This window comes from Lysobacter sp. GX 14042 (assembly GCF_021390425.1).
Classification (GTDB): Bacteria; Pseudomonadota; Gammaproteobacteria; order Xanthomonadales; family Xanthomonadaceae; genus Novilysobacter.
In genome coordinates this window covers 247,940-268,446 of the sequence record NZ_JAJUWY010000001.1, presented here as the reverse complement: position 1 = coordinate 268,446, position 20,507 = coordinate 247,940, and the positions used below count along the sequence as shown (strand labels likewise).

Annotated in this window: 20 protein-coding genes; 15 read left to right on the top strand and 5 right to left on the bottom strand. The window is 70.0% G+C overall.

Going from position 1 to position 20,507, the window contains the following annotated elements:
• Window positions 1-18: 18 nt before the first annotated feature.
• Genes LY625_RS01270 through LY625_RS01255 form a run of 4 tightly spaced genes read right to left on the bottom strand, consistent with a single transcriptional unit; the run spans window position 19 to window position 3,277 of the window.
• Entirely contained in the window at window positions 19-669 is a 651-nt protein-coding gene (locus tag LY625_RS01270) for a DUF2058 family protein (protein WP_233737192.1), read from the bottom strand.
• Window positions 670-692: 23 nt separating this feature from the next.
• Complete coding sequence (locus tag LY625_RS01265) at window positions 693-932, bottom strand: SlyX family protein (RefSeq protein WP_233737191.1); 240 nt, start codon at window positions 930-932, stop codon at window positions 693-695.
• On the bottom strand, window positions 929-2,284 hold the full coding sequence (locus LY625_RS01260; RefSeq protein ID WP_233737190.1) for a UDP-glucose/GDP-mannose dehydrogenase family protein: 1,356 nt from the start codon (window positions 2,282-2,284) through the stop codon (window positions 929-931). The genes LY625_RS01265 and LY625_RS01260 overlap by 4 nt, the downstream gene beginning before the upstream one ends.
• Before the next feature lie 45 nt (window positions 2,285-2,329).
• On the bottom strand, window positions 2,330-3,277 hold the full coding sequence (locus tag LY625_RS01255) for an FKBP-type peptidyl-prolyl cis-trans isomerase (protein WP_233737189.1): 948 nt from the start codon (window positions 3,275-3,277) through the stop codon (window positions 2,330-2,332).
• 161 nt (window positions 3,278-3,438) lie between these two features.
• Between LY625_RS01255 and LY625_RS01250 the strand changes: the two genes are divergently transcribed.
• The 6 genes from LY625_RS01250 to LY625_RS01225 are packed head-to-tail and all read left to right on the top strand — an operon-like array spanning window position 3,439 to window position 7,457.
• Window positions 3,439-3,738, top strand: coding sequence for a hypothetical protein (locus LY625_RS01250; protein ID WP_233737188.1), 300 nt, complete (start codon window positions 3,439-3,441; stop codon window positions 3,736-3,738).
• Between the two features lie 3 nt (window positions 3,739-3,741).
• On the top strand, window positions 3,742-4,110 hold the full coding sequence (locus LY625_RS01245) for a GntR family transcriptional regulator (protein WP_233737186.1): 369 nt from the start codon (window positions 3,742-3,744) through the stop codon (window positions 4,108-4,110).
• On the top strand, window positions 4,107-4,967 hold the full coding sequence (locus tag LY625_RS01240) for an ABC transporter ATP-binding protein (RefSeq protein WP_233737183.1): 861 nt from the start codon (window positions 4,107-4,109) through the stop codon (window positions 4,965-4,967). Before LY625_RS01245 ends, LY625_RS01240 begins: the two co-directional genes overlap by 4 nt.
• Complete coding sequence (locus tag LY625_RS01235) at window positions 4,964-5,998, top strand: hypothetical protein (protein WP_233737182.1); 1,035 nt, start codon at window positions 4,964-4,966, stop codon at window positions 5,996-5,998. Before LY625_RS01240 ends, LY625_RS01235 begins: the two co-directional genes overlap by 4 nt.
• Window positions 5,999-6,025: 27 nt before the next feature.
• Window positions 6,026-6,793 (top strand): hypothetical protein, encoded by a 768-nt coding sequence (locus LY625_RS01230; RefSeq protein ID WP_233737181.1) that lies wholly within the window; start codon window positions 6,026-6,028, stop codon window positions 6,791-6,793.
• A gap of 49 nt (window positions 6,794-6,842) precedes the next feature.
• Window positions 6,843-7,457 carry a YggN family protein gene (locus LY625_RS01225; protein WP_233737180.1) on the top strand — a complete coding sequence of 205 codons (615 nt, stop codon included), beginning with the start codon at window positions 6,843-6,845 and terminating at the stop codon, window positions 7,455-7,457.
• 45 nt (window positions 7,458-7,502) lie between these two features.
• Here LY625_RS01225 and LY625_RS01220 read toward each other — a convergent pair whose 3' ends face one another.
• Window positions 7,503-8,894, bottom strand: coding sequence for a class II fumarate hydratase (locus LY625_RS01220; RefSeq protein WP_233737179.1), 1,392 nt, complete (start codon window positions 8,892-8,894; stop codon window positions 7,503-7,505).
• A gap of 113 nt (window positions 8,895-9,007) precedes the next feature.
• Here LY625_RS01220 and purB point away from each other — a divergent pair, with 113 nt between their 5' ends.
• From purB to pilH, 9 genes are all read left to right on the top strand, one after another.
• Window positions 9,008-10,387 carry an adenylosuccinate lyase gene (purB, locus tag LY625_RS01215; protein ID WP_233737178.1) on the top strand — a complete coding sequence of 460 codons (1,380 nt, stop codon included), beginning with the start codon at window positions 9,008-9,010 and terminating at the stop codon, window positions 10,385-10,387.
• A gap of 73 nt (window positions 10,388-10,460) precedes the next feature.
• Window positions 10,461-11,591, top strand: a complete 1,131-nt coding sequence (locus tag LY625_RS01210; protein WP_233737554.1) for a cupin domain-containing protein — start codon at window positions 10,461-10,463, stop codon at window positions 11,589-11,591.
• 3 nt (window positions 11,592-11,594) lie between these two features.
• Window positions 11,595-12,497 (top strand): GNAT family N-acetyltransferase, encoded by a 903-nt coding sequence (locus LY625_RS01205; protein ID WP_233737176.1) that lies wholly within the window; start codon window positions 11,595-11,597, stop codon window positions 12,495-12,497.
• Window positions 12,498-12,677: 180 nt separating this feature from the next.
• Window positions 12,678-15,491, top strand: a complete 2,814-nt coding sequence (locus LY625_RS01200) for a 2-oxoglutarate dehydrogenase E1 component (RefSeq protein ID WP_233737175.1) — start codon at window positions 12,678-12,680, stop codon at window positions 15,489-15,491.
• Between the two features lie 69 nt (window positions 15,492-15,560).
• Window positions 15,561-16,775 carry a dihydrolipoyllysine-residue succinyltransferase gene (gene sucB / locus LY625_RS01195; RefSeq protein WP_233737173.1) on the top strand — a complete coding sequence of 405 codons (1,215 nt, stop codon included), beginning with the start codon at window positions 15,561-15,563 and terminating at the stop codon, window positions 16,773-16,775.
• A gap of 111 nt (window positions 16,776-16,886) precedes the next feature.
• On the top strand, window positions 16,887-18,323 hold the full coding sequence (gene lpdA, locus LY625_RS01190) for a dihydrolipoyl dehydrogenase (protein ID WP_233737171.1): 1,437 nt from the start codon (window positions 16,887-16,889) through the stop codon (window positions 18,321-18,323).
• A 100-nt stretch (window positions 18,324-18,423) separates the two neighbouring features.
• Window positions 18,424-19,017, top strand: coding sequence for a TIGR00730 family Rossman fold protein (locus LY625_RS01185; RefSeq protein ID WP_233737170.1), 594 nt, complete (start codon window positions 18,424-18,426; stop codon window positions 19,015-19,017).
• Between the two features lie 57 nt (window positions 19,018-19,074).
• Window positions 19,075-20,067, top strand: a complete 993-nt coding sequence (locus LY625_RS01180) for a YhdH/YhfP family quinone oxidoreductase (RefSeq protein WP_233737169.1) — start codon at window positions 19,075-19,077, stop codon at window positions 20,065-20,067.
• Between the two features lie 58 nt (window positions 20,068-20,125).
• Window positions 20,126-20,491, top strand: coding sequence for a twitching motility response regulator PilH (gene pilH / locus LY625_RS01175; protein WP_233737167.1), 366 nt, complete (start codon window positions 20,126-20,128; stop codon window positions 20,489-20,491).
• Window positions 20,492-20,507 lie beyond the last annotated feature (16 nt).

The following is a 20,507-nucleotide window of genomic DNA, read 5'->3' as shown; positions in this document are numbered from 1 at the left end:
CTCCCCGCGGCAGTGGCTTCACCACACCAGGTCGTCGGGGACCTGGAACCTGGGATCGCCGTAGGGATCGTCCGCGGCCGGGGCGGCGGGATCGACCTTCAGCGCGACCGCGTCCGGGAAAATCGCCTCCGCTTCGGCAAGCAGGTCCGCGGTGACCAGCACGTAGCGGCCATTGAGCTGCAGGACGCCCAGCTCGCCGGCATTGAGCGCGCGGAGCTGCCCATCGGTGACGTAGATGCGCTTGATCTTGCCGCCGTACTCGAAGTGGCGGGCAATCCCGGCATCCTCGGCGTTGAGCGCCTTGCCCTCCACCAGCGCCGCCAGCTTCGCCCGCGCCTCGCGGCGCCGGCGGGCCTGCTCCTGCTTTTCCTTCTCGGCGGCCAGGCGCTCGTCCCGGTCCTTCTGGGCACGGATGGCGTAGGCCTTGGCCAGGTCGATCTCGCCCCGGTCGCGTCCCCGGCCCGGCGGGCGCGGCCCCCCCTTGCCCTTGCCGCGCTCCTGGCCCGCACGCGCACCCGGCGGCTTCGCGACGCCTGCCTTGGCAGGGGTGCCGCCACCGGGCCCGCCACGGCCGGGTCCACCGTCGCGGCGGGGTTCACGGCGCGGCCTGGCGGGCGTGGGCTCCTTGAAGCCCAGGCCCAGGAGCTGTTGGCGCAGGGTGTCACTCATGTCGGGGATTCGGTTGCAGGAACTCAGTAATGGGGAGGCGGCGGTTCGAGGCCGGGATCGGCCGCCGGATTGCCGGAGAGCGACAGGCGCAGCTGCCGCAGCTCTTCGGTCACCCGCATCAGCTGCAGGTTGTTGCGGGCTTCCTCGTCGCGCGCCGCGGCAAGGGCATCGCTCAATTCGCCCAGCGCATGTTCCTGGAACGCCAGCCGGCTCTCCAGGTCGACCAGCCGCTGCTCCAGCCGGGTCCCGTCGTCCGCGCTCACGCCTTCACCGCGCCCGGACCGCGCAGCGAGCGCCCGCGACCGATGGCGTAGTACGCCAGCCCGGCGCGCTCGACCTGCTCCGGGTCATATACGTTGCGGCCATCGAACACCACCGCATCGCCCACTGCCTCGCGGATGCGCCGGAAGTCTGGGCTGCGGAACTGTTTCCACTCGGTGACCAGGACCAGCGCATCCGCGCCTTCGAGCGCCTCGTACTCCGAGCCGCACAGCACCAGGTCGCCGCGCTCGCCGTAGATCCGGCGCGCCTCGCCGGTCGCCTCCGGATCGAAGGCGCGGACCTTCGCCCCGGCTTCCCAGAGCTGCTCCATCAGGCGCCGGCTGGGGGCCTCGCGCATGTCGTCGGTGTTCGGCTTGAACGCCAGGCCCCAGATCGCGAAGGTCTTGCCGGCCACCGCGCCGGCGTAGTGGCGGCCGACCAGCTCGAACAGGTGCCCCTTCTGCCGCGCGTTCACCGCCTCCACGGCGTTGAGCAGGTGCGGCTGGTGGCCGGCACGCTCGGCGGTACGGACCAGGGCCTGCACGTCCTTGGGGAAGCACGAGCCGCCGTAGCCCGCACCGGGATAGATGAAATGCCAGCCAATGCGCGCGTCCGAGCCGATTCCCTGGCGGACCATCTCCACGTCCGCCCCGACCTGCTCGGCGATGCTGGCGATCTCGTTCATGAAGCTGATCTTGGTCGCCAGCATGGCGTTGGCCGCGTACTTGGTGAGCTCGGCCGAGCGCAGGTCCATCGCGATGATCCGGTCGCGATTGCGGATGAACGGCGCGTACAGACGCCGCAACGGCTCCAGCGCGGCAGGCTCGTCGGCGCCCAGCACCACCCGGTCGGGGCGCATGAAGTCCTGTACCGCGGCGCCTTCCTTCAGGAACTCCGGGTTGGACACGACGTGGAACTCCACCTCTGCCCCGCGCGCCGCAAGGCCGGCCGCGATCTCGGCGCGGACCTTCTCGGCGGTGCCCACCGGCACGGTCGACTTGTCCACCACCACCACCGGGTGCGACAGCTCGCGGCCGATCGTGCGCGCCACCTCCAGCACGTGCCGCAGGTCGGCGCTGCCGTCCTCGTCCGGCGGCGTTCCCACCGCGATGAAGATGATCTCGGCGTGGTCGATGCCCTCGCCCGCGTCCAGGGTGAAGCGCAGCCGCCCGGCACGGTGGTTGCCGAGCACCAGCGGCTCCAGCCCGGGCTCGTAGATCGGGATCTCGCCGCGCCGCAGGGCCTCCACCCGCGCGGCATCGACATCGACACAGACCACGTCGTTGCCGGCCTCGGCCAGGCAGGTTCCGGTGACAAGGCCGACGTAGCCGATTCCAAAAATGGTGACGCGCATGCAGACCTTCCCTGTTGCGGCACCCGGCGGCGGGCGCCGGTGGAGTTATTCGGCGATCGCCTGCAGCTCGACTTCGAACACCAGCGTCGCGTTCGGCCCGATCGGACCGCCGGGGGTCCCGGCCCGGCCGTAACCGAGCTCGCCGGGGATCCAGAACCGGTACTTGGCCCCGACCGGCATCAGCTGCAGACCCTCGGTCCAGCCCGGGATCACCTGCTGCAGGCCGAACTCGGCCGGCTGGCCACGCTCGTAGGAGCTGTCGAACACGGTCCCGTCGAGCAACGAGCCCTCGTAATTCACCCGCACGCGGTCGTCCGGGCGCGGACGCTGCCCGGCGCCCTGCCGCAGCACCATGTACTGCAGGCCCGAGCCGGTGGTGAACACGCCTTTCTGCCTCTTGTTCTGCGCCAGGAACGCCTCGCCCTCCTGCTGGTTGCTGCCGGCCACGGCCTGGGCCTTCTCGGCCGCCACCGCCTGCATGCGCGCGGCGAAGGCGCTGCGGGTGCTGTCCAGGGTCGCCTCGTCGAGCGCCAGCGAACCGCCCTCGAAGGTCGTGCGCATCGCCCGCAGCACGATGTCCAGGTCGATCTCGCCGGCCAGGGGCTCCAGCGAGCGGCCGATGTCGGCGCCGAACAGCAGGCCCGCGTTCTCCGGGTCCACCGGCGGCACCTCGAGGTCCGCCGGCGCCTGGCCGGCAGCCTTGGCCATCTTCATCAGCAGCACCTGGCCGGTTTCCTCGGCCTGCTCCGGGCTCAGCAGCGGCTCGCCGCCCTGCACCGCGTTGCGCACCGCGCGGCCGAAGGCATCCAGGTCGATGTCCGCGGCGGCCGGCTTCAGCGACCGGCCGATGTCGTGGCCGACCATGTAGCTCACCCGGCCACGCTCGGTGGCCAGCTCGCTGCTGTCCTGGGCATGGGCGGCAGGCACCTGCACGCCACCGAGCAGTGCGGCGCTGGCCAGGATCGCGGCGGCGCCGCGCACGAAATGCTTCATCCGGAATGACTCCTGTGTGCCGGTGACCGGCTGTATCGACCGGCTATTGTCGCGGCCCGGCGTCCCCGCGGCAACGCATGCACGCGCGATGCAGCCCGGGTATTGACGGTTCAGAAAGTAGTGTTATAGTTCGCTACAACACCTATCCACAGGGGCGCCCAATGGACCGCAGGCTGCACAACAACCTCACCGCGCTGGCCGCCACCGGCGCCGTACTGGTGGTGGCACTGGTCTCCGCCTCTCCGCTTCCCGCCCCGGCATCGGCCAGTGGCGCACTGGCCGATGCCGGGGAACCGGCCGCCGTGCTGCTGGACGCGCTGGAGCGCGCCGGCGCGCCGGTCGAAGCCGCGGTCGAGGCGGCCGTGGACGGCGCCACCCAGCACAAGCGCGCCGGTGGACGGGATGCGCGCGACCATCGACGGATCGCCATGCCCTACTTCACCTTCCTACCGCGGGGTTGATCCATGACCGCAGTCCAATGGAGCGATGGCGCTCCCATCTACCGGCAGCTGAAGGAGCGGGTCATCGAGATGATGCTCGATGGCGTGCTCAAGCCCGGCGACGCCCTGCCCTCGGTACGCCAGGTCGCCGCCGAGTACCAGCTCAATCCCATCACCGTTTCGCGCGCCTACCAGGAACTGGCTGACGAGGCGCTCGTCGAAAAACGCAGGGGTCTTGGCATGTACGTCACCGAAGAAGCCTCCCGCAAGCTGCTCGAGAACGAGCGCGACCGCTTCCTCAACGAAGAGTGGCCGGCCGTGCTCGAGCGCATCGCCCGCCTCGGCCTGGATGTCGACAGGCTGCTGGCACCGTTGAAGGGGGCCGGGCAATGAGCGCCGTCGTCAACGCCACGGGCCTGCGCAAGGCTTACAGGAACAAGCTCGCCCTGGACGGGACGTCGTTCGAGATTCCGGCCGGCCGCATCGTCGGCCTGATCGGTCCCAACGGCGCCGGCAAGACCACCGCCCTGAAGGCGATGCTCGGGCTGATCCCGTTCGAGGGCCGCATGAGCGTGCTGGGCCGTGATCCGCGCACCGCGCGCGACGAGCTGATGCGCGAGGTCTGCTTCATCGCCGACGTGGCGGTGCTGCCGCGCTGGCTGCGGGTGCGGGAGGCGATCGAATTCGTCGCCGGGGTCCACCCGCGCTTCGACCGCGCCCGCTGCGAGCGCTTCCTGGCCGGCACGAAGCTCGAGCCGCAGATGAAGGTGCGCGAGCTCTCCAAGGGCATGATCGTCCAGCTCCACCTGGCCCTGGTGATGGCCATCGACGCCCGCCTGCTGGTGCTCGACGAGCCGACCCTGGGCCTGGACATCCTTTACCGCAAGCAGTTCTACCAGCGGCTGCTGGAGGACTACTTCGACGAGGAGCGCACCATCCTCATCACCACCCACCAGGTCGAGGAGGTCGAGCACATCCTCACCGACGTGATGTTCATCCGCGACGGGAAGATCGTCCTCGACAGCGGCATGGAACAGGTCGGTGAGCGATTCACCGAAGTCCTGGTCGCCGAAGGAAGGCTCGAGGAGGCTCGCCGGCTGCAGCCGATCGACGAGCGTGCGCAGGCCTTCGGCAAGACCGTGATGCTGTTCGACGGGGTGCCGCGCGACCGGCTCGCCCCGCTGGGCGAAGCCCGCACGCCCGGGCTGGCCGACCTGTTCGTCGCCACCATGAAGGGGACCTACGAATGAACGCCGCCGACACCACCATCGCCCCGGCGCCACGTGCCGCCCGGCCGGTGAATCCGACCCACACCTTCCGCCTGCTGCTGCGCCGCGAGTACTGGGAGCACAAGGGCGGCTTCCTCTGGGCGCCGCTGATCGCCGGCGGCATCTCGCTGCTGCTCACCGCCATGGCCGCGATGGTGGGGGTGGTGCTGCTCAACCGGGCGGTTTCCAGCGGCGACGTCCAGATCAACGGCATCGACATCGGCATGCTGACGCGCGAGATGTCCCCGGCCGACGCCGCGCAGCTCGCGCAGGGACTGGACTGGTCGCTGCTGATGAGCGCGGCCTGGCCGTTCATCGTGCTGGCCTTCGTCGTGTTCTTCTACTGCTTGGGTTCGCTGTACGACGACCGCAAGGACCGCAGCGTGCTGTTCTGGAAGTCGCTGCCGCTGTCGGATACCCAGACCGTGTTGTCCAAGCTTGCCAGCGCCACCCTGGTCGCCCCGCTGCTGGCGGTGCTGGCCGCCCTGGCGACGATGTTCGGCTCGCTGGCGCTGATGGGCATCCTCGTGCTGGTGTTCGGCGGCAATCCGCTGACCCTGCTGTGGGGCCCCGCCAGCCCGCTGCGGATCACCCTGGGCATGCTGGCGTGGATCCCGGTGTATGCGGTCTGGGCGCTCCCCACCGTGGGCTGGCTGCTGCTGTGCTCGGCCTGGGCGCGCAGCAAGCCCTTCCTGTGGGCGACCGCGGTACCGGTGATCACCGGCCTGCTGGTCACCTGGTTCGACGTCATGGCGCTGTTCGAACTGGGCAGCGGGTGGTTCTGGCGCAACATCGTCGGCCGCCTGCTGCTGGGCACGGTACCGGGGGCCAACGTGTTCTACCGCGGCGCCGAAATGGCCGGTACGGGGGACATCGAAAAGGCCGAGCAGCTGCTCTCGCTGTCGTGGATGTACGGCACCTTCCTGCAGCCGGGCACCTGGATCGGCGCCGCCGCCGGCGCAGTGATGATCTTCGCCGCCATCCGCCTGCGCCGCTGGCGCGACGAAGGCTGACCCAAGACCGATATCAAAGGAGCCACCATGCGCACGTCCATCCTCGCTTTCGCCCTGCTCGCCTCGTTGCCGCTGGCCGCCCAGGCCGCCTGCAAGTACTCCGCCGAACGGCCGCTGTTGCTCGAGCTGGAGGGGGTGGAGCGCGTCCGCTTCGAGCTGGGCGCCGACGACCTCGACCTCGCCGGTGCCGCGGGAACGCAGGGCCGCCTCGTCGGCCGTGCCTGCGCCTCCCACCAGGACCTGCTCGACCGGCTCGTGCTCACCCAGCAGCGCGAAGGCCGCACGCTCGTGGTCCGCGTCGAGCACCCCCGCTCCTCCGGCCTGCTCGCGCTGTTCGGTGGCCGTTACGCCTATGTCGACGTGGCCGGCAGCCTCCCCGCGGGCCTGGACGTCGAACTGCGCCTGGGTTCGGGCGATGCCGACGTCCGCGGGGTCGCCTCGCTGGATGCGCGGATCGGCTCCGGTGACCTGGAGGCGCGGGAGATCCCCGGCGCGGTGGGCCTGCGCGTGGGCTCCGGTGACATCGAACTGGACGGCATCGGCCCACTGCAGGTGGACTCGCTGGGTTCCGGCGACCTGTCCGCCCGCGGCATCGCCGGGGACGCGCGGATCGGCTCCGTCGGTTCCGGGGACCTGCTGCTGGTCGACGTGGACGGAAGCGTCCAGGTCGGAAGCATCGGCTCCGGCGACCTGGATGTGCGGGGCGTCGGTGGCGACCTGCGCGTGGACCGCATCGGCAGCGGCGACGTCGACCACCGCGGGGTCGCCGGCACGGTCCGGCTGCCCAGTCGTTGAAACGGCCGGGCCGCCGCCCGGTCCACCCATATCCAACGGGGAATCCAGAATGAGAACGTCCTTTGCCGCCCGGTTCCTTCTCCTTGCCCTGCTGCCGGTCATGGCGGCCTGCAGCCCCTCCCCGTCCGACGACGCCGGAGAGCCGTCGGGCCTGATCGCCTCTGCCGTGGCCGAAGCGACCCGCGAGGCGCGCAAGGCACTGGAGAGCGAATCGATCCAGGTCGGCAAGTCAAACAAGGACCTGCCGAAGGCGACGATCTCGCCCGAAGGCGAACTGCGGATCGACGGCACGCCGGTCGCGGCCACCCCGGAACAGCGCCGCCTGCTGCTGGAACATCGGGCAAACGTGGTGGCGGTCGCCGAGGCGGGCATCCAGATCGGCACCCAGGCGGCCGATCTGGGACTCAAGGCCGCCGGTGGCGCGCTCGCGCACGCCTTCAGTGGCGGCAAGGGCGATTTCGAGGCGCGGATGGAGGCCGAGGGGGAGCGCATCAAGGAAAGTGCCCGCCAGCTGTGCGGCCGGCTCCCGGCACTGCTGGACTCGCAGCAGCGCCTGGCCGCGGCGATGCCCGAGTTCGTGCCCTACGCCACCCTGACCGAAGAGGAGGTCAGGGACTGCTTCGACGACAAGGACGGCAACCTCAACTTCAACCTGGACCTCTGACCGACCGGAGATGACGCGGGCCGCGCCGGGTCCGGGTCGCGACGCTCACCCCTTCACCCCGCCCTCGGTCAGCGCCGCCGGGTCGAGAAGACGGCGCAGCTCGCCCTCGGCCATGCCGGTGGCCTCCACTGCCACCTCCAGCACCGGCCGGCCCTCGCGGTAGGCCTGCTTGGCGATCGCCGCGGCCTTTTCGTAGCCGATCACCGGGTTGAGCGCGGTGACCAGGATCGGATTGCGGTCCAGCGCCGCGCCCACGACGTCGCGGCGCACCTTCATGCCCTCGATCACGGTGTCGGCCAGCAGGCGCATCGTGTTCGACATCAGATTGATGCCGTCGAGCAGGTTGCTGGCCACCAGCGGCAGCATCACGTTGAGCTGGAAGTTGCCGCTCTGCCCGGCGATGGTGATCGCGGTGTGGTGGCCCATGACCTGGGCACACACCATGCAGGCCGCTTCCGGCACTACCGGGTTGACCTTGCCGGGCATGATCGAGCTGCCCGGCTGCAGTGCCGGCAGCTCGACCTCGCCCAACCCGGCGAGCGGCCCGGAGTTCATCCAGCGCAGGTCGTTGGCGATCTTCATCAGTGCGACCGCGAGCGCGTTGAGCTGGCCGGACAGTTCGACCGCGTCGTCCTGGGTCGCCAGGCCCTCGAACTTGTTGTCGGCGGACTCGAAGCGGGTGCCCGCCAGCTTCGACAGCGCCCGCGCCATCTGGGTGCCAAAGCGCGGGTCGGCGTTGACCCCGGTGCCGATGGCGGTGCCGCCGATCGGCAACCGGCGCAGCCGCTTCAGGCTGTCCCCGAGCCGGGCCTCGGCCGAATCCAGCTGCGCCGACCAGGTCGACAGCTCCTGGCCGAAGGTCAGCGGCATCGCGTCCATCAGGTGGGTGCGGCCGGTCTTGGTGACCTTCGCCAGCGACCGCGCACGCCGGTCGATGACCCGCCGCAGGTGCCTGATCGCCGGCACCAGCTCGCCGGTGACCGCCAGCTGCGCGGACACCCGCAGCGCGGTCGGGACCACGTCGTTGGAGCTCTGGCCGTGGTTGACGTCGTCGTTCGGGTGGACCGGCTTGCCGCGCACCGAGCGCGAGGCCAGCGCCGCGATCACCTCGTTGGCGTTCATGTTGCTGGAGGTGCCCGAGCCGGTCTGGAAGATGTCGACCGGGAATTGCTCGTCGTGCCGGCCCTCGGCAACCGCGAGCGCCGCCTTGCGGATCGCCGCCGCGCGGGCCTTCGGGACCAGGCCGAGGCTTGCGTTGACCTCGGCCGCCGCGGCCTTGACCAGCCCCAGGCCGCGGATGAAACCGCGTGGCATCGGGCGGCCGGAAACCGGGAAGTTCTGCACCGCGCGCTGGGTCTGCGCGCCCCACAGTGCATCGGCGGGCACTTCCAGTTCGCCCATGCTGTCGTGTTCGATGCGGTGATCCTTGCGCGCCATCGGGGTTCTCCGGTGAGGGTCGCGCCCGAGCATACCCGCCGCCGTGTCCACCCGCGGCCGTTCCCCGGGCCCGCACGCTAGAATGCCCGGCCCTGCCCCGCCCGCCGGATCCCATGCCCAGCAACGACGTCCAGACCCAGCTGCTCGCCCTGTCGCCGCTCGATGGCCGCTACGCCGGCAAGGTCCATGCGCTGCGCCCGATCTTCTCCGAGTACGGCCTGATCCGCGCCCGGGTGAAGGTCGAGGTGGAGTGGTTGCTGGCGCTGGCCGCCGAACCGGCGATCACCGAGCTGGAGCCCTTCTCCGGCGAGGCGGCCGCCCGCCTGCGCACGCTGGCCGACGGCCTGTCGGTCGAAGACGCGGCCCGGGTCAAGGAGATCGAGCGCACCACCAACCACGACGTCAAGGCGGTGGAGTACCTGATCAAGGAACGGCTGCGCGACGACGCCGGGCTGGCGCCGGCGCTGGAGTTCGTCCACTTCGCCTGCACCAGCGAGGACATCAACAATCTCAGCTACGCGCTGATGCTGGACCAGGCCCGCAGGGACGTGATGCTGCCGCGGCTGGACGGGCTGCTCGACACCCTGCGCGCGATGTCGCACGAGCACGCCGGGCTGCCGATGCTCTCGCGTACCCACGGCCAGACCGCCTCGCCGACCACCGTGGGCAAGGAACTGGCCAACGTGGTGGCGCGCCTGCGCCGCCAGCGCGAGGTCCTCGCCGGACTGCCGATGCCGGGCAAGATCAACGGCGCGGTGGGCAATTACAACGCCCACCTGGCCGCCTATCCCGAGGTCGACTGGCCGGCCTTTTCCGAGCGCTTCGTCCGCTCCCTGGGCCTGGACTGGCAGCCGTACACCACCCAGATCGAGCCGCACGACGGCATCGCCGAGCTGTGTGACGCGCAGGCGCGCATCGACACCATCGCCATCGACCTGTGCCGCGACATCTGGGGCTACATTTCGCTGGGCTACTTCAGGCAGGCTCTCAAGGAAGGCGAGGTCGGCAGTTCGACCATGCCGCACAAGGTCAACCCGATCGACTTCGAGAACGCCGAAGGCAACTTCGGCATCGCCAATGCCCTGCTGGGCCATTTCGCCGGCAAGCTGCCGATCAGCCGCTGGCAGCGCGACCTGACCGACTCCACCACCCTGCGGGCGCTGGGCACCGCGTTCGGGCATGCGCTGATCGGCTACGACGCGCTGGCCCGCGGGCTGGGCAAGCTGTCGGCCAATCCCGAGCGGCTGGCCGCGGACCTGGAGGCCTCCTGGGAGGTGCTGGCCGAGGCGGTGCAGACGGTCATGCGCCGCCACGGCCTGCCCAATCCGTACGAGCAGCTCAAGGCGCTCACCCGCGGCCAGGGCATCACCCCCGACTCCATGCGCGGCTTCATCGAGGGCCTCGAGCTGCCCGCCGGGGCCAGGCAGCGGCTGCTGGAAATGACCCCCGGCAGCTATACCGGCCACGCCGAACGCCTCGCCCGGGAGATCTGACATGGCCGCACCGGACCCTGGCGACGGCGCGTTCGCGATCGAGGTCGACGGCACGGACCAGTCGCCGCTGGGCATGCCGCCGGCCGACTTCCTGCGCGACTACTGGCAGAAGCGCCCGCTGCTGGTACGCAACGCATTCGCCGGCTACCGCTCGCCCATCGAGCCCGGCGACCTGGCCGGCCTGGCCTGCGAGGACGGCGTGCTGGCGCGGATCGTCCGCCACGACCGCCAGCGCGACGCCTGGACACTGGAAACCGGGCCGTTCCCCGAGGAGAAGTTCCCGGGGATGCCGGACCACGACTGGACCCTGCTGGTGCAGGACGTGGACAAGTGGGACCCGGACATCGCCGCGCTGCTGGAGCACTTCGGCTTCCTGCCGCGCTGGCGGCTGGACGACATCATGGTGTCCTTCGCCGCCCCCGGCGGTTCGGTGGGCGCCCACGTCGACCAGTACGACGTGTTCCTGCTGCAGGCCCATGGCCACCGGCGCTGGCAGATCGATGCCGGCGCCAACCCGCCGACGGACTTCCGCGACGATGTCGAGCTCAAGCTGCTGCGCCGGTTCCATCCCAGCCACGACTGGGTGCTCGGCCCGGGCGACATGCTCTACCTGCCGCCGGGCGTGCCGCACCACGGGGTGGCCGAGGATGCCTGCCTGACCTTCTCGGTCGGGATGCGCGCGCCCTCCTCGGCCGAGCTGCTGGGCGACTACGTCGACCACGTGCTGGCCGCGGCCGACGACAGCACCCGCTACCAGGATCCCGACCTCGCCCTGCCCGACGACCCGGCGCGGATCGACGCGGCCGCGCTCGACCGGGTCCGCCAGGCGCTGGACCGGCTGCGCACCGACCCGGCCGCCCTCGGTGACTGGTTCGGCCGTTTCATCACCACCTACCGCAACGCCGTCGAGGTCGCACCGGCACCGGACCTGCCGACCCCGGCGGAAACCGGGCAGGCGCTGGCCGCCGGCCTGGTCCTGCACCGGCACCCGTATTCGCGGATGGCGTGGCACGGCGACGGCGCGGACACGCAACTGTTCGCCAACGGCGAAGCCTGGCATCTGCCGCAAGCCGATGCGCGGTGCCTAGCCAATGCCCGCGTGCTCGATGCCGCGACGGTCGGCGCGCTCTCGCCGGCCGGCCGCGCCTGCCTGGACGATCTGGTGCAGGCCGGGCACTTCCTGTTGTCCGGCGACGGGGACTGAGCCATGCCCGGTCCCGGCTTCCGCATCGAGCATGTCGACTACGCGGCCGCCAGCGCCCAGCTGCAGGCGGTCCGCCACCCGGTCTTCGTCGACGAGCAGCAGGTACCCGCGGAACTTGAATGGGACGAGCTCGACCCGCTCAGCCAGCACGTGCTCGCCCTGGATGCTGAAGGCCGGCCGGTCGGCACCGGGCGGCTGACCCCCAAACGCACGATCGGACGGATGGCGGTGTTGCGCGAATGGCGCGGGCGCGGCGTGGGCGAGGCGCTCCTGGGGGCCCTGGTGGAACGTGCCCGCCAGTCCGGCTGGCCGGACGTCACCCTGGCTGCGCAGACCCACGCGACCGGCTTCTATGCCCGCGCCGGGTTCCTGCCCGAGGGCGGGCACTTCGACGATGCCGGCATCGACCACCTGCTGATGCGCCGGAGCTTCCACGCACCGTCCACCATCGGCGACCGCCGTGCGCTGGTGGCCGCGACGCTGGGCGTGGTGGCCGGCGCCCGTCGGCAGCTGCTGGTCTACAGCCGCGACCTCGATCCCGGCGTGCTCGACCGGCCGGACGTGGTCGAGGCCTTCCGCGGGCTGGCGACCCGGCGCGGGGAGATCCGCATCCTGCTACAGGAACCGCGCAGCGCACGTGAGGCGCTGGCGCCGCTGATCGAACTCGGCCAGCGCCTGCCCAGCGCGCTGGCGTTCCGCGCAGTCGAGGAACAGGTGGACCGCAGCTACCCGTCGGCGTTCCTGGCCAGCGACGCGGGTGGCTGGCTGTTCCGGCCACTGGGCAACCGTCCCGAGGGCGAAACCGCCCTGGACCGGCCCGCCCGGGCGCGGCAACTGAAGGGCGTTTTCGATCCCTTCTGGGGGCGCGCGCGGCCGTGCACGGAGTTCCGCGCGCTTGGAATCTGAAGATCGAGACTGAACCTGAATGAACCGCGTCGGGGCGGGAACGGAACAATCCCTTCCTTTCGCCGTTTTTTGCCACGCTCCAACGACGCCGGCCGCTATAATCGCCGGTCTTGAGTACCTGAACAGGCGCCAAGAGTGCCTCGGGTGCCATCCCTCCCCACTCGAGTCGCCCCTGTCATCGTGACCAGCCTCCTGAAGCAGTTCGCCCAGTCCTCCCAGCTCGGCGCCAACGCCGCCTACATCGAAGACCTCTACGAGCAATACCTCGTCGCCCCCGACAGCGTGGACGACGGGTGGCGCAGGTACTTCGACGGCCTGCAGGGCCGGGAGGCAGGCGATGTGCCCCACTCCGCGGTCCTGCAGACCATCAGGGAGGCCTCGCGCAACGCCGGCCGCAGCGCCGCCCCGCACGGCGACGAACGCGAACGCCACGTCGGCAGGCTGATCACCGCCTACCGCTCGCGCGGCCACCTGGGTGCCAACCTCGACCCGCTCGGCCTGTCCAGGGGCGTCGACGCCCCGGACCTCGAACTCGGCTTCCACGGCCTGTCGGGTGCCGACCTCGGCGACGAGTTCAGCACCGGCGGCGTGGCCGGCCAGGAGCGGATGAAGCTGGGCGAGCTGTTCAAGCTGCTCAAGTCCACCTACACCGGCTCGATCGGCGCGGAGTTCATGCACATCGCCGAGGCCGACCAGCGCCGCTGGGTCTACCGGCGCCTGGAAAAGGCCGGCGGCAACTATGGCCGCACCGCCGAGCAGAAGAAGCGCATCCTCGAGCGGCTGGTTGCCGCCGACGGCCTGGAGCGCTACCTGGGCACCAAGTACGTCGGGCAGAAGCGCTTCTCGCTGGAAGGTGGCGATGCCCTGATCCCGCTGATGGACACCACCATCCGCCGCGCCGGCGAGCAGGGTGGCCAGGAAGTGGTGATCGGCATGGCCCACCGCGGTCGCCTGAACGTGCTGGTCAATACCCTGGGCAAGCCGCCGCGCAAGCTGTTCGACGAATTCGAGGGCAAGTTCGAGCACAACGAGCTGGCCCACGCCGGCGACGTGAAGTACCACATGGGCTACAGCGCCGATGTCGCCACCCCCGGTGGCCCGGTGCACCTGGCGCTGGCCTTCAACCCCTCGCACCTGGAGATCGTCAACCCGGTGGTCGCCGGCTCGGTGCGCTCGCGCCAGACCCGCCGCGGCGGCGATTCCGCGCGCGAGCAGGTGCTGCCGGTGCTGATCCACGGCGATGCCGCGTTCGCCGGTCAGGGCGTGGGAATGGAACTGCTGCAGATGTCGCAGGCCCGCGGCTTCCGCGTCGGCGGCACGGTGCACATCGTGGTCAACAACCAGGTCGGTTTCACCACCAGCGAAGCCGAGGACGCCCGCTCCACCCTGTACTGCACCGACGTGGCCAAGATGGTCGGCGCGCCGATCCTGCACGTGAACGGCGACGACCCCGAGGCGGTGGTGTTCTGCGCCGAGCTGGCGCTGGACTTCCGCAACACCTTCGGCAAGGACGTGGTCATCGACCTGGTCTGCTACCGCCGCAACGGCCACAACGAGGCCGACGAGCCGGCCGCGACCCAGCCGCTGATGTACCAGGTGATCCGCAAGCACCCGGTGCCGCGCGAGCTGTACGCGAAGCAGCTGATCGACGAGGGCGTGATCGACGGCGACCAGGCCAAGGCCATGGTCGACGCCTACCGCGACCGGCTCGACGCCGGCGAGGTCACCACCGAGGTGGTCACCGTCAAGCCCGACGAGTTCACCGTCGACTGGAACCGCTTCCTGCACGGCAAGCTCGCCGATCCGGTCGACACCCGCTTCGACCGCGGCAACCTGGACCAGCTGGCCCAGCGCATCAACACCATCCCCGACGCGGTCAAGCTGCACGCACGCGTGGACAAGATCTACGCCGACCGCCGCAAGATGGCCGCCGGCGAGCAGCCCGGTGACTGGGGCTTCGCCGAGAACCTGGCCTACGCCACCCTGCTCAGCGAGGGCTACAAGCTGCGCCTGGTCGGCCAGGACAGCGGCCGCGGCACCTTCTTCCACCGCCACGCGATCCTGCACGAGCAGACCACCGACGAGTACTACCTGCCGCTGCGCGAGCTGGTGCAGGAGCCGTCGGACGTCACCATCATCGACTCGCTGCTCAGCGAGGAGGCGGTGATGGCCTTCGAGTACGGCTACGCGACCGCCGACCCGAACACCCTGGACATCTGGGAGGCCCAGTTCGGCGATTTCGCCAACGGCGCCCAGGTGGTCATCGACCAGTTCCTTTCCTCGGGCGAGGCCAAGTGGGGCCGGCTGTGCGGGCTGGCGCTGTTCCTGCCGCACGGCTACGAGGGCCAGGGCCCGGAGCACAGTTCGGCGCGCCTGGAGCGCTTCCTGCAGCTGTGCGCGCTGGACAACATGGTGGTCTGCACCCCGACCACCCCGGCCCAGGCCTTCCACATGATCCGCCGGCAGATGCACATGCAGACCCGCAAGCCGCTGGTGGTGATGACGCCCAAGTCGCTGCTGCGCCACAAGCTGGCGGTCTCCTCGCTGGACGAGCTGGCCGGCGGCGGCTTCCAGAAGCTGATCCCCGACGCCTCCGCCGATCCGCAGAAGGTCAAGCGCGTGGTCGTGTGCGGCGGCAAGGTCTACTACGACCTGCTGGAAACCCTGCAGAAGAGCGGCGCCGCGGACGTGGCGCTGGTCCGCGTCGAGCAGCTGTACCCGTTCCCCCGCGAGGAACTGGCCGCCGAGCTGGCCCGGTTCCCGCAGGCCGACGTGGTGTGGTGCCAGGAAGAGCCGCAGAACCAGGGCGCGTGGTACCAGATCCGCCACCACCTGACCCATTGCCTGGCCGAGGGCCAGGGTTTGAACTACGCCGGTCGCCCGCGTTCGCCGTCGCCGGCCGTCGGCCACTTCGCCGACCACGTGGTCGAGCAGGAGCGCCTGGTCGCCGATGCCCTGGCCAACCCGCTGCGCGGCGAGAATCCCACCGACTGATCCTGCCGCCGCGGCACGTCCGCGGCCCCGCCCCTCCTTACGCCTTCAAGACTTCAGGATGCCAAGCCCATGAGCACCGAGATCAAAGTTCCGGTCCTGCCCGAATCCGTTTCCGACGCCACCATCGCCACCTGGCACAAGAAGCCCGGTGATGCCGTCAGCCGCGACGAGAACCTGGTCGACCTCGAGACCGACAAGGTCGTGCTGGAGGTCCCCTCCCCCGTCGACGGCGTGCTCAAGGAGATCAAGTTCGACTCCGGCGACACCGTGACCAGCGAGCAGGTGCTGGCGATCGTCGAGGAAGGCGCGGTGGCCGCGGGCGGCGACAAGGGCAAGGACGAGGCGAAGGCCGAGGGCGACAAGGCCGACGCCGGCAAGCAGGACGCGAAGAAGGGCGAGCCGGCGAAGGCCGCGGCGCCGTCCGGCGGCAAGGCCGACGAGCTGCCCCCGGGTGCGCGCTTCACCGCCAACAAGGAAGGCATCGACCCGTCGCAGGTCGAAGGCAGCGGCCGCCGCGGCGCGGTGACCAAGGAAGACCTGGTCAACTACGCCCGCAACGCCGGCGTCGGCAAGGCCGGCGGCAACCGTCCGGAAGAGCGCGTGCCGATGACCCGCATGCGCGCGCGCATCGCCGAACGGCTGATGCAGTCCAAGGACTCGATCGCCATGCTGACCTCGTTCAACGAGATCAACATGAAGGCGGTCATGGACATGCGCAAGCAGCACGGCGAGGCGTTCCTCAAGGCGCACGGCATCAAGCTGGGCTTCATGAGCTTCTTCGTGAAGGCGGCCGCCAATGCGCTGCAGCGCTACCCGGTGGTCAACGCCTCGGTCGACGGCAACGACATCCTCTACCGCGGCTACGCCGACGTCTCGATCGCGGTGTCGACCGAGAAGGGCCTGGTCACCCCGGTCCTGCGCAACGCCGAGTCGATGGGTTTCGCCGACATCGAGAAGCAGATCGCCGACTACGCCACCCGCGCCCGCGACGGCAAGCTGACCCTGGACGACCTGCAGGGCGGCACCTTCACCATCACCAACGGCGGCACCTTCGGTTCGCTGTTCTCCACCCCGATCGTCAATCCGCCGCAGAGCGCCATCCTGGGCATGCACGCGATCAAGGAGCAGGCGATCGTCGAGAACGGCCAGGTCGTCGCCGCGCCGATGATGTACGTCGCCATCAGCTACGACCACCGGATCATCGACGGCAAGGACGCGGTGCTGTTCCTGGTGGACATCAAGAACCAGCTCGAGAACCCGCAGCGCATGCTGCTGGACCTGTAAAAGCGAGGAACGAGTGGAGAGGAGTGAGGAACGAGTGAGGGCATTCCACTCGCTTCCCGCTCCCCGTTCCCGTTACCTGGCTCCTGAAACGACAAATTGAAGGAACCCGAGATGTCCGAGAATTACGACGTTGTTGTCATCGGCGCGGGCCCCGCGGGGTACCACGCCGCCATCCGTGCCGCGCAGCTGGGGCTGAAGACCGCGTGCATCGACGCCGCGCTGGGCAAGGACGGCAAGCCGGCGCTGGGCGGTACCTGCCTGCGCGTGGGCTGCATTCCGTCCAAGGCGCTGCTCGACAGCTCGCGCCAGTTCTGGAACCTGGGCCATATCTTCGACCAGCACGGCATCACCACCAGCGATGCGGCGATCGACGTGCCGACGATGGTTGGCCGCAAGGACAAGATCGTCAAGCAATTCACCGGCGGCATCGCCCAGCTGTTCAAGGCCAACAAGGTCACCGCGTATTACGGCTTCGGCACCCTGCACAAGGGCAACGTGGTCAAGGTCAAGCAGCACGATGGCAGCGAGGTCGAGCTCAAGGGCACCAACGTCGTCATCGCCGCCGGTTCGGACTCGATCGAGCTGCCGTTCGCGAAGTTCGACGGCGAGACCATCGTCGACAACGTCGGCGCGCTGGACTTCCAGTCCACCCCGAAGCGCCTGGGCGTGATCGGTGCCGGCGTGATCGGCCTGGAACTGGGCAGCGTGTGGAAGCGCCTGGGCGCGGAAGTCATCGTGCTGGAGGCCGCCGACAGCTTCCTGGCCGCGGCCGACGCCGAGGTCTCGAAGGTCGCCGCCCGCGAGTTCAAGAAGCAGGGCCTGGACATCCGCGTGGGTGCCAAGGTCAGCAAGGCCGAGGTCAGGGATGGCGGCGACGGCAAGGAAGTCCATGTCACCTACGCCGGCAAGGACGGCGAGCAGACCGTGGTGTTCGACAAGCTGCTGGTGGCGGTGGGCCGCAAGGCCGCGTCCCGGGGCCTGCTGGCCGACGACACCGGCGTGAAGCTGGACGAGCGCGGCCGGATCCAGGTCGACGAGCACTGCCACACCGGCGTCGATGGCGTCTGGGCGGTGGGCGACTGCGTGCGCGGCCCGATGCTGGCGCACAAGGGCTTCGAGGAAGGCATCGCGGTGGCCGAGCTGATCGGCGGCCTGCCCGGCCACGTCAACCTCGACACCATCCCGTGGGTCATCTACACCGAGCCGGAGCTGGCCTGGGTCGGCAAGACCGAGGAGCAGCTCAAGGAAGAAGGCATCCCGTACAAGGCCGGCAGCTTCCCGTTCGCCGCCAACGGCCGTGCGGTGGCGATGGCCGAGCCGGCGGGCTTCGTGAAGGTCCTGGCGCACGCCGAGACCGACCGCGTCCTGGGCATGCACCTGGTCGGCGCGAACGTGTCCGAACTGGTCCACGAGGGCGTGCTGACGATGGAGTTCAGCGGGTCGGCCGACGACCTGGCGCGGATCTGCCACGCGCACCCGAGCCTGTCGGAGGTGATCCACGACGCCGCGATGGCCGTCGACAAGCGCGCCATCCACAAGGCCAACTGACGCCGTCCCCACCGTATCCCCGCGCACGCGGGGACGGCCCCCGATACCGCTGCCGGTGATCCTGGAAGGACGCCGGCAGTTTGCTTTCCGGAGTAACCGAATGCGCTCGATCTGTGTCTACTGCGGCTCCAACGTCGGGGCCGACCCGGGATTTGCCGAAACCGCCGCCCTGCTCGGCCGCCGCCTTGCCGAAGAGGGCTTGGGCCTCGTCTACGGCGGCGGCAACGTCGGGCTGATGGGGATCGTGGCCGACGCGGTGCTGGAAGCCGGCGGCGAGGTCACCGGGGTGATCCCCGAGCAGCTGGTCAACCTGGAGATGGCGCACAAGGGCGCAACCCGGCTGGAGGTCGTCGCCAACATGCACCAGCGCAAGCAACGCATGTTCGACCTGGCCGATGGTTTCGTCGCCCTGCCCGGGGGCTTCGGCACCCTCGAGGAGATGTTCGAGATGCTGACCTGGCGGCAGCTGGGGATCGGCGACAAGCCGTGCGCGTTCCTTGATGTCCGGGGCTTCTACCGGCCGTTGGCGGCGATGATGGAGCGCATGGTCGGCGAGCGCTTCGTGCACCCGGAGCAGCGCGACGACCTGTGGCTGGGCGAGGACATCGACGCGATGCTGGCCTGGATGCGCGCGTACCGGCCGCTTCCCAACGGGAAATGGCTGGAGGGCAAGAAGCGCACGGCGCTGCGCTGACGCCACCAGGGGTGATGCCGCACAATGGCCCTCCCCCCTACCGGAGTGCCTTGCACCGTGAGCATCCCCGCACGTTTCGACGCCTTCCGCATCCACAACGACGACGCCGGTTACCGCAGCGGCATCGAGCAGGTTTCGCTCGACGAACTGGCGCCGGGCGAGGTGGTGATCGAGGCGGCGCACTCCTCGGTCAACTTCAAGGACGCGCTGGCAGGCACCGGCGAGGGCCGGATCCTGCGGCGCTTTCCGCTGGTGGGCGGCATCGACGCGGCCGGCCACGTGGTGCGTTCCAGCGACCCCGCCTTCCGCGAGGGCGACAAGGTGCTGGTCACCGGCTGTGGCCTCAGCGAGACCCGTGATGGCGGCTACAGCCGCTACGTGCGGCTGGAGTCGAAGTGGACCGTGCCCCTGCCCGCCGGCCTCAGCCTGCGCGAGGCGATGATCCTGGGCACCGCCGGCTTCACCGCGGCGCTGGCGCTGTTCCGCATGGTCGAGAACCGGCAGCTGCCGGCGCTGGGCCCGCTGGCCGTGACCGGCGCCACCGGGGGCGTGGGTTCGCTGGCGGTGTCGATCTTCAGCAAGGCGGGCTACGAGGTGCACGCGGTCAGCGGCAAGGCCGACCAGCACGATTACCTGCGCCGGCTGGGCGCGAGCGAAGTACTCGGCCGCGAGACGCTGGCCACCGTCCGGCCGATGGAGTCGGCGCGCTTCGGTGGCGGGCTGGACAACGTCGGCGGGCCGATGCTCGCCAGCCTGCTGGCGCAGACCGCGCCCTACGGCAACGTCGCCAGCGCAGGGCTGGCCGCCTCGGCGGAACTGGAGGCCACGGTGATGCCCTTCATCATCCGCGGCGTGTCGTTGCTGGGCGTGGCCTCGGCCGGGACCGCACGCGACATCCGCGATGCGGTCTGGCAACACCTGGCCAGCGACTGGAAACCCGACCGCCTCGACGACGTCTGCACCCGCGAGGTGGAGCTGGCGGGGCTCCCGGAGGTTTTCCGGTTGATGCTTGCCGGCGGTTCGCTGGGGCGCACGCTGGTCACATTCTGACCCAGCTTGCCAGCCTGCCGCGCCCGGCTACAATCTGTCGTCCAGCCCCGGAGTACCCATGGCCCGCATCCTCATCGTCGACGACTCGCCCTCACAGCTGATGGGGATACGTCGCATCGTGGAGAAGCTGGGCCACGAGGCACTCACCGCCGAGGACGGTGCCGAGGGTGTCGAGATCACCCGGCGCGAGCTGCCCGACCTGGTGCTCATGGACGTGGTGATGCCGAACCTCAATGGCTTCCAAGCCACCCGCTCGATCTGCCGCGACGAGGCCACGCGCCACATCCCGGTGGTCCTGGTCACCACCAAGGACCAGGACACCGACCGCGTCTGGGGCATGCGCCAGGGAGCCCGCGCCTACATCACCAAGCCGTTCAACGAGGTCGACCTGGGCGAGGTGATCTCCCAGCTCCTGCCGGGCTGACACCGGCCCGCCGGGC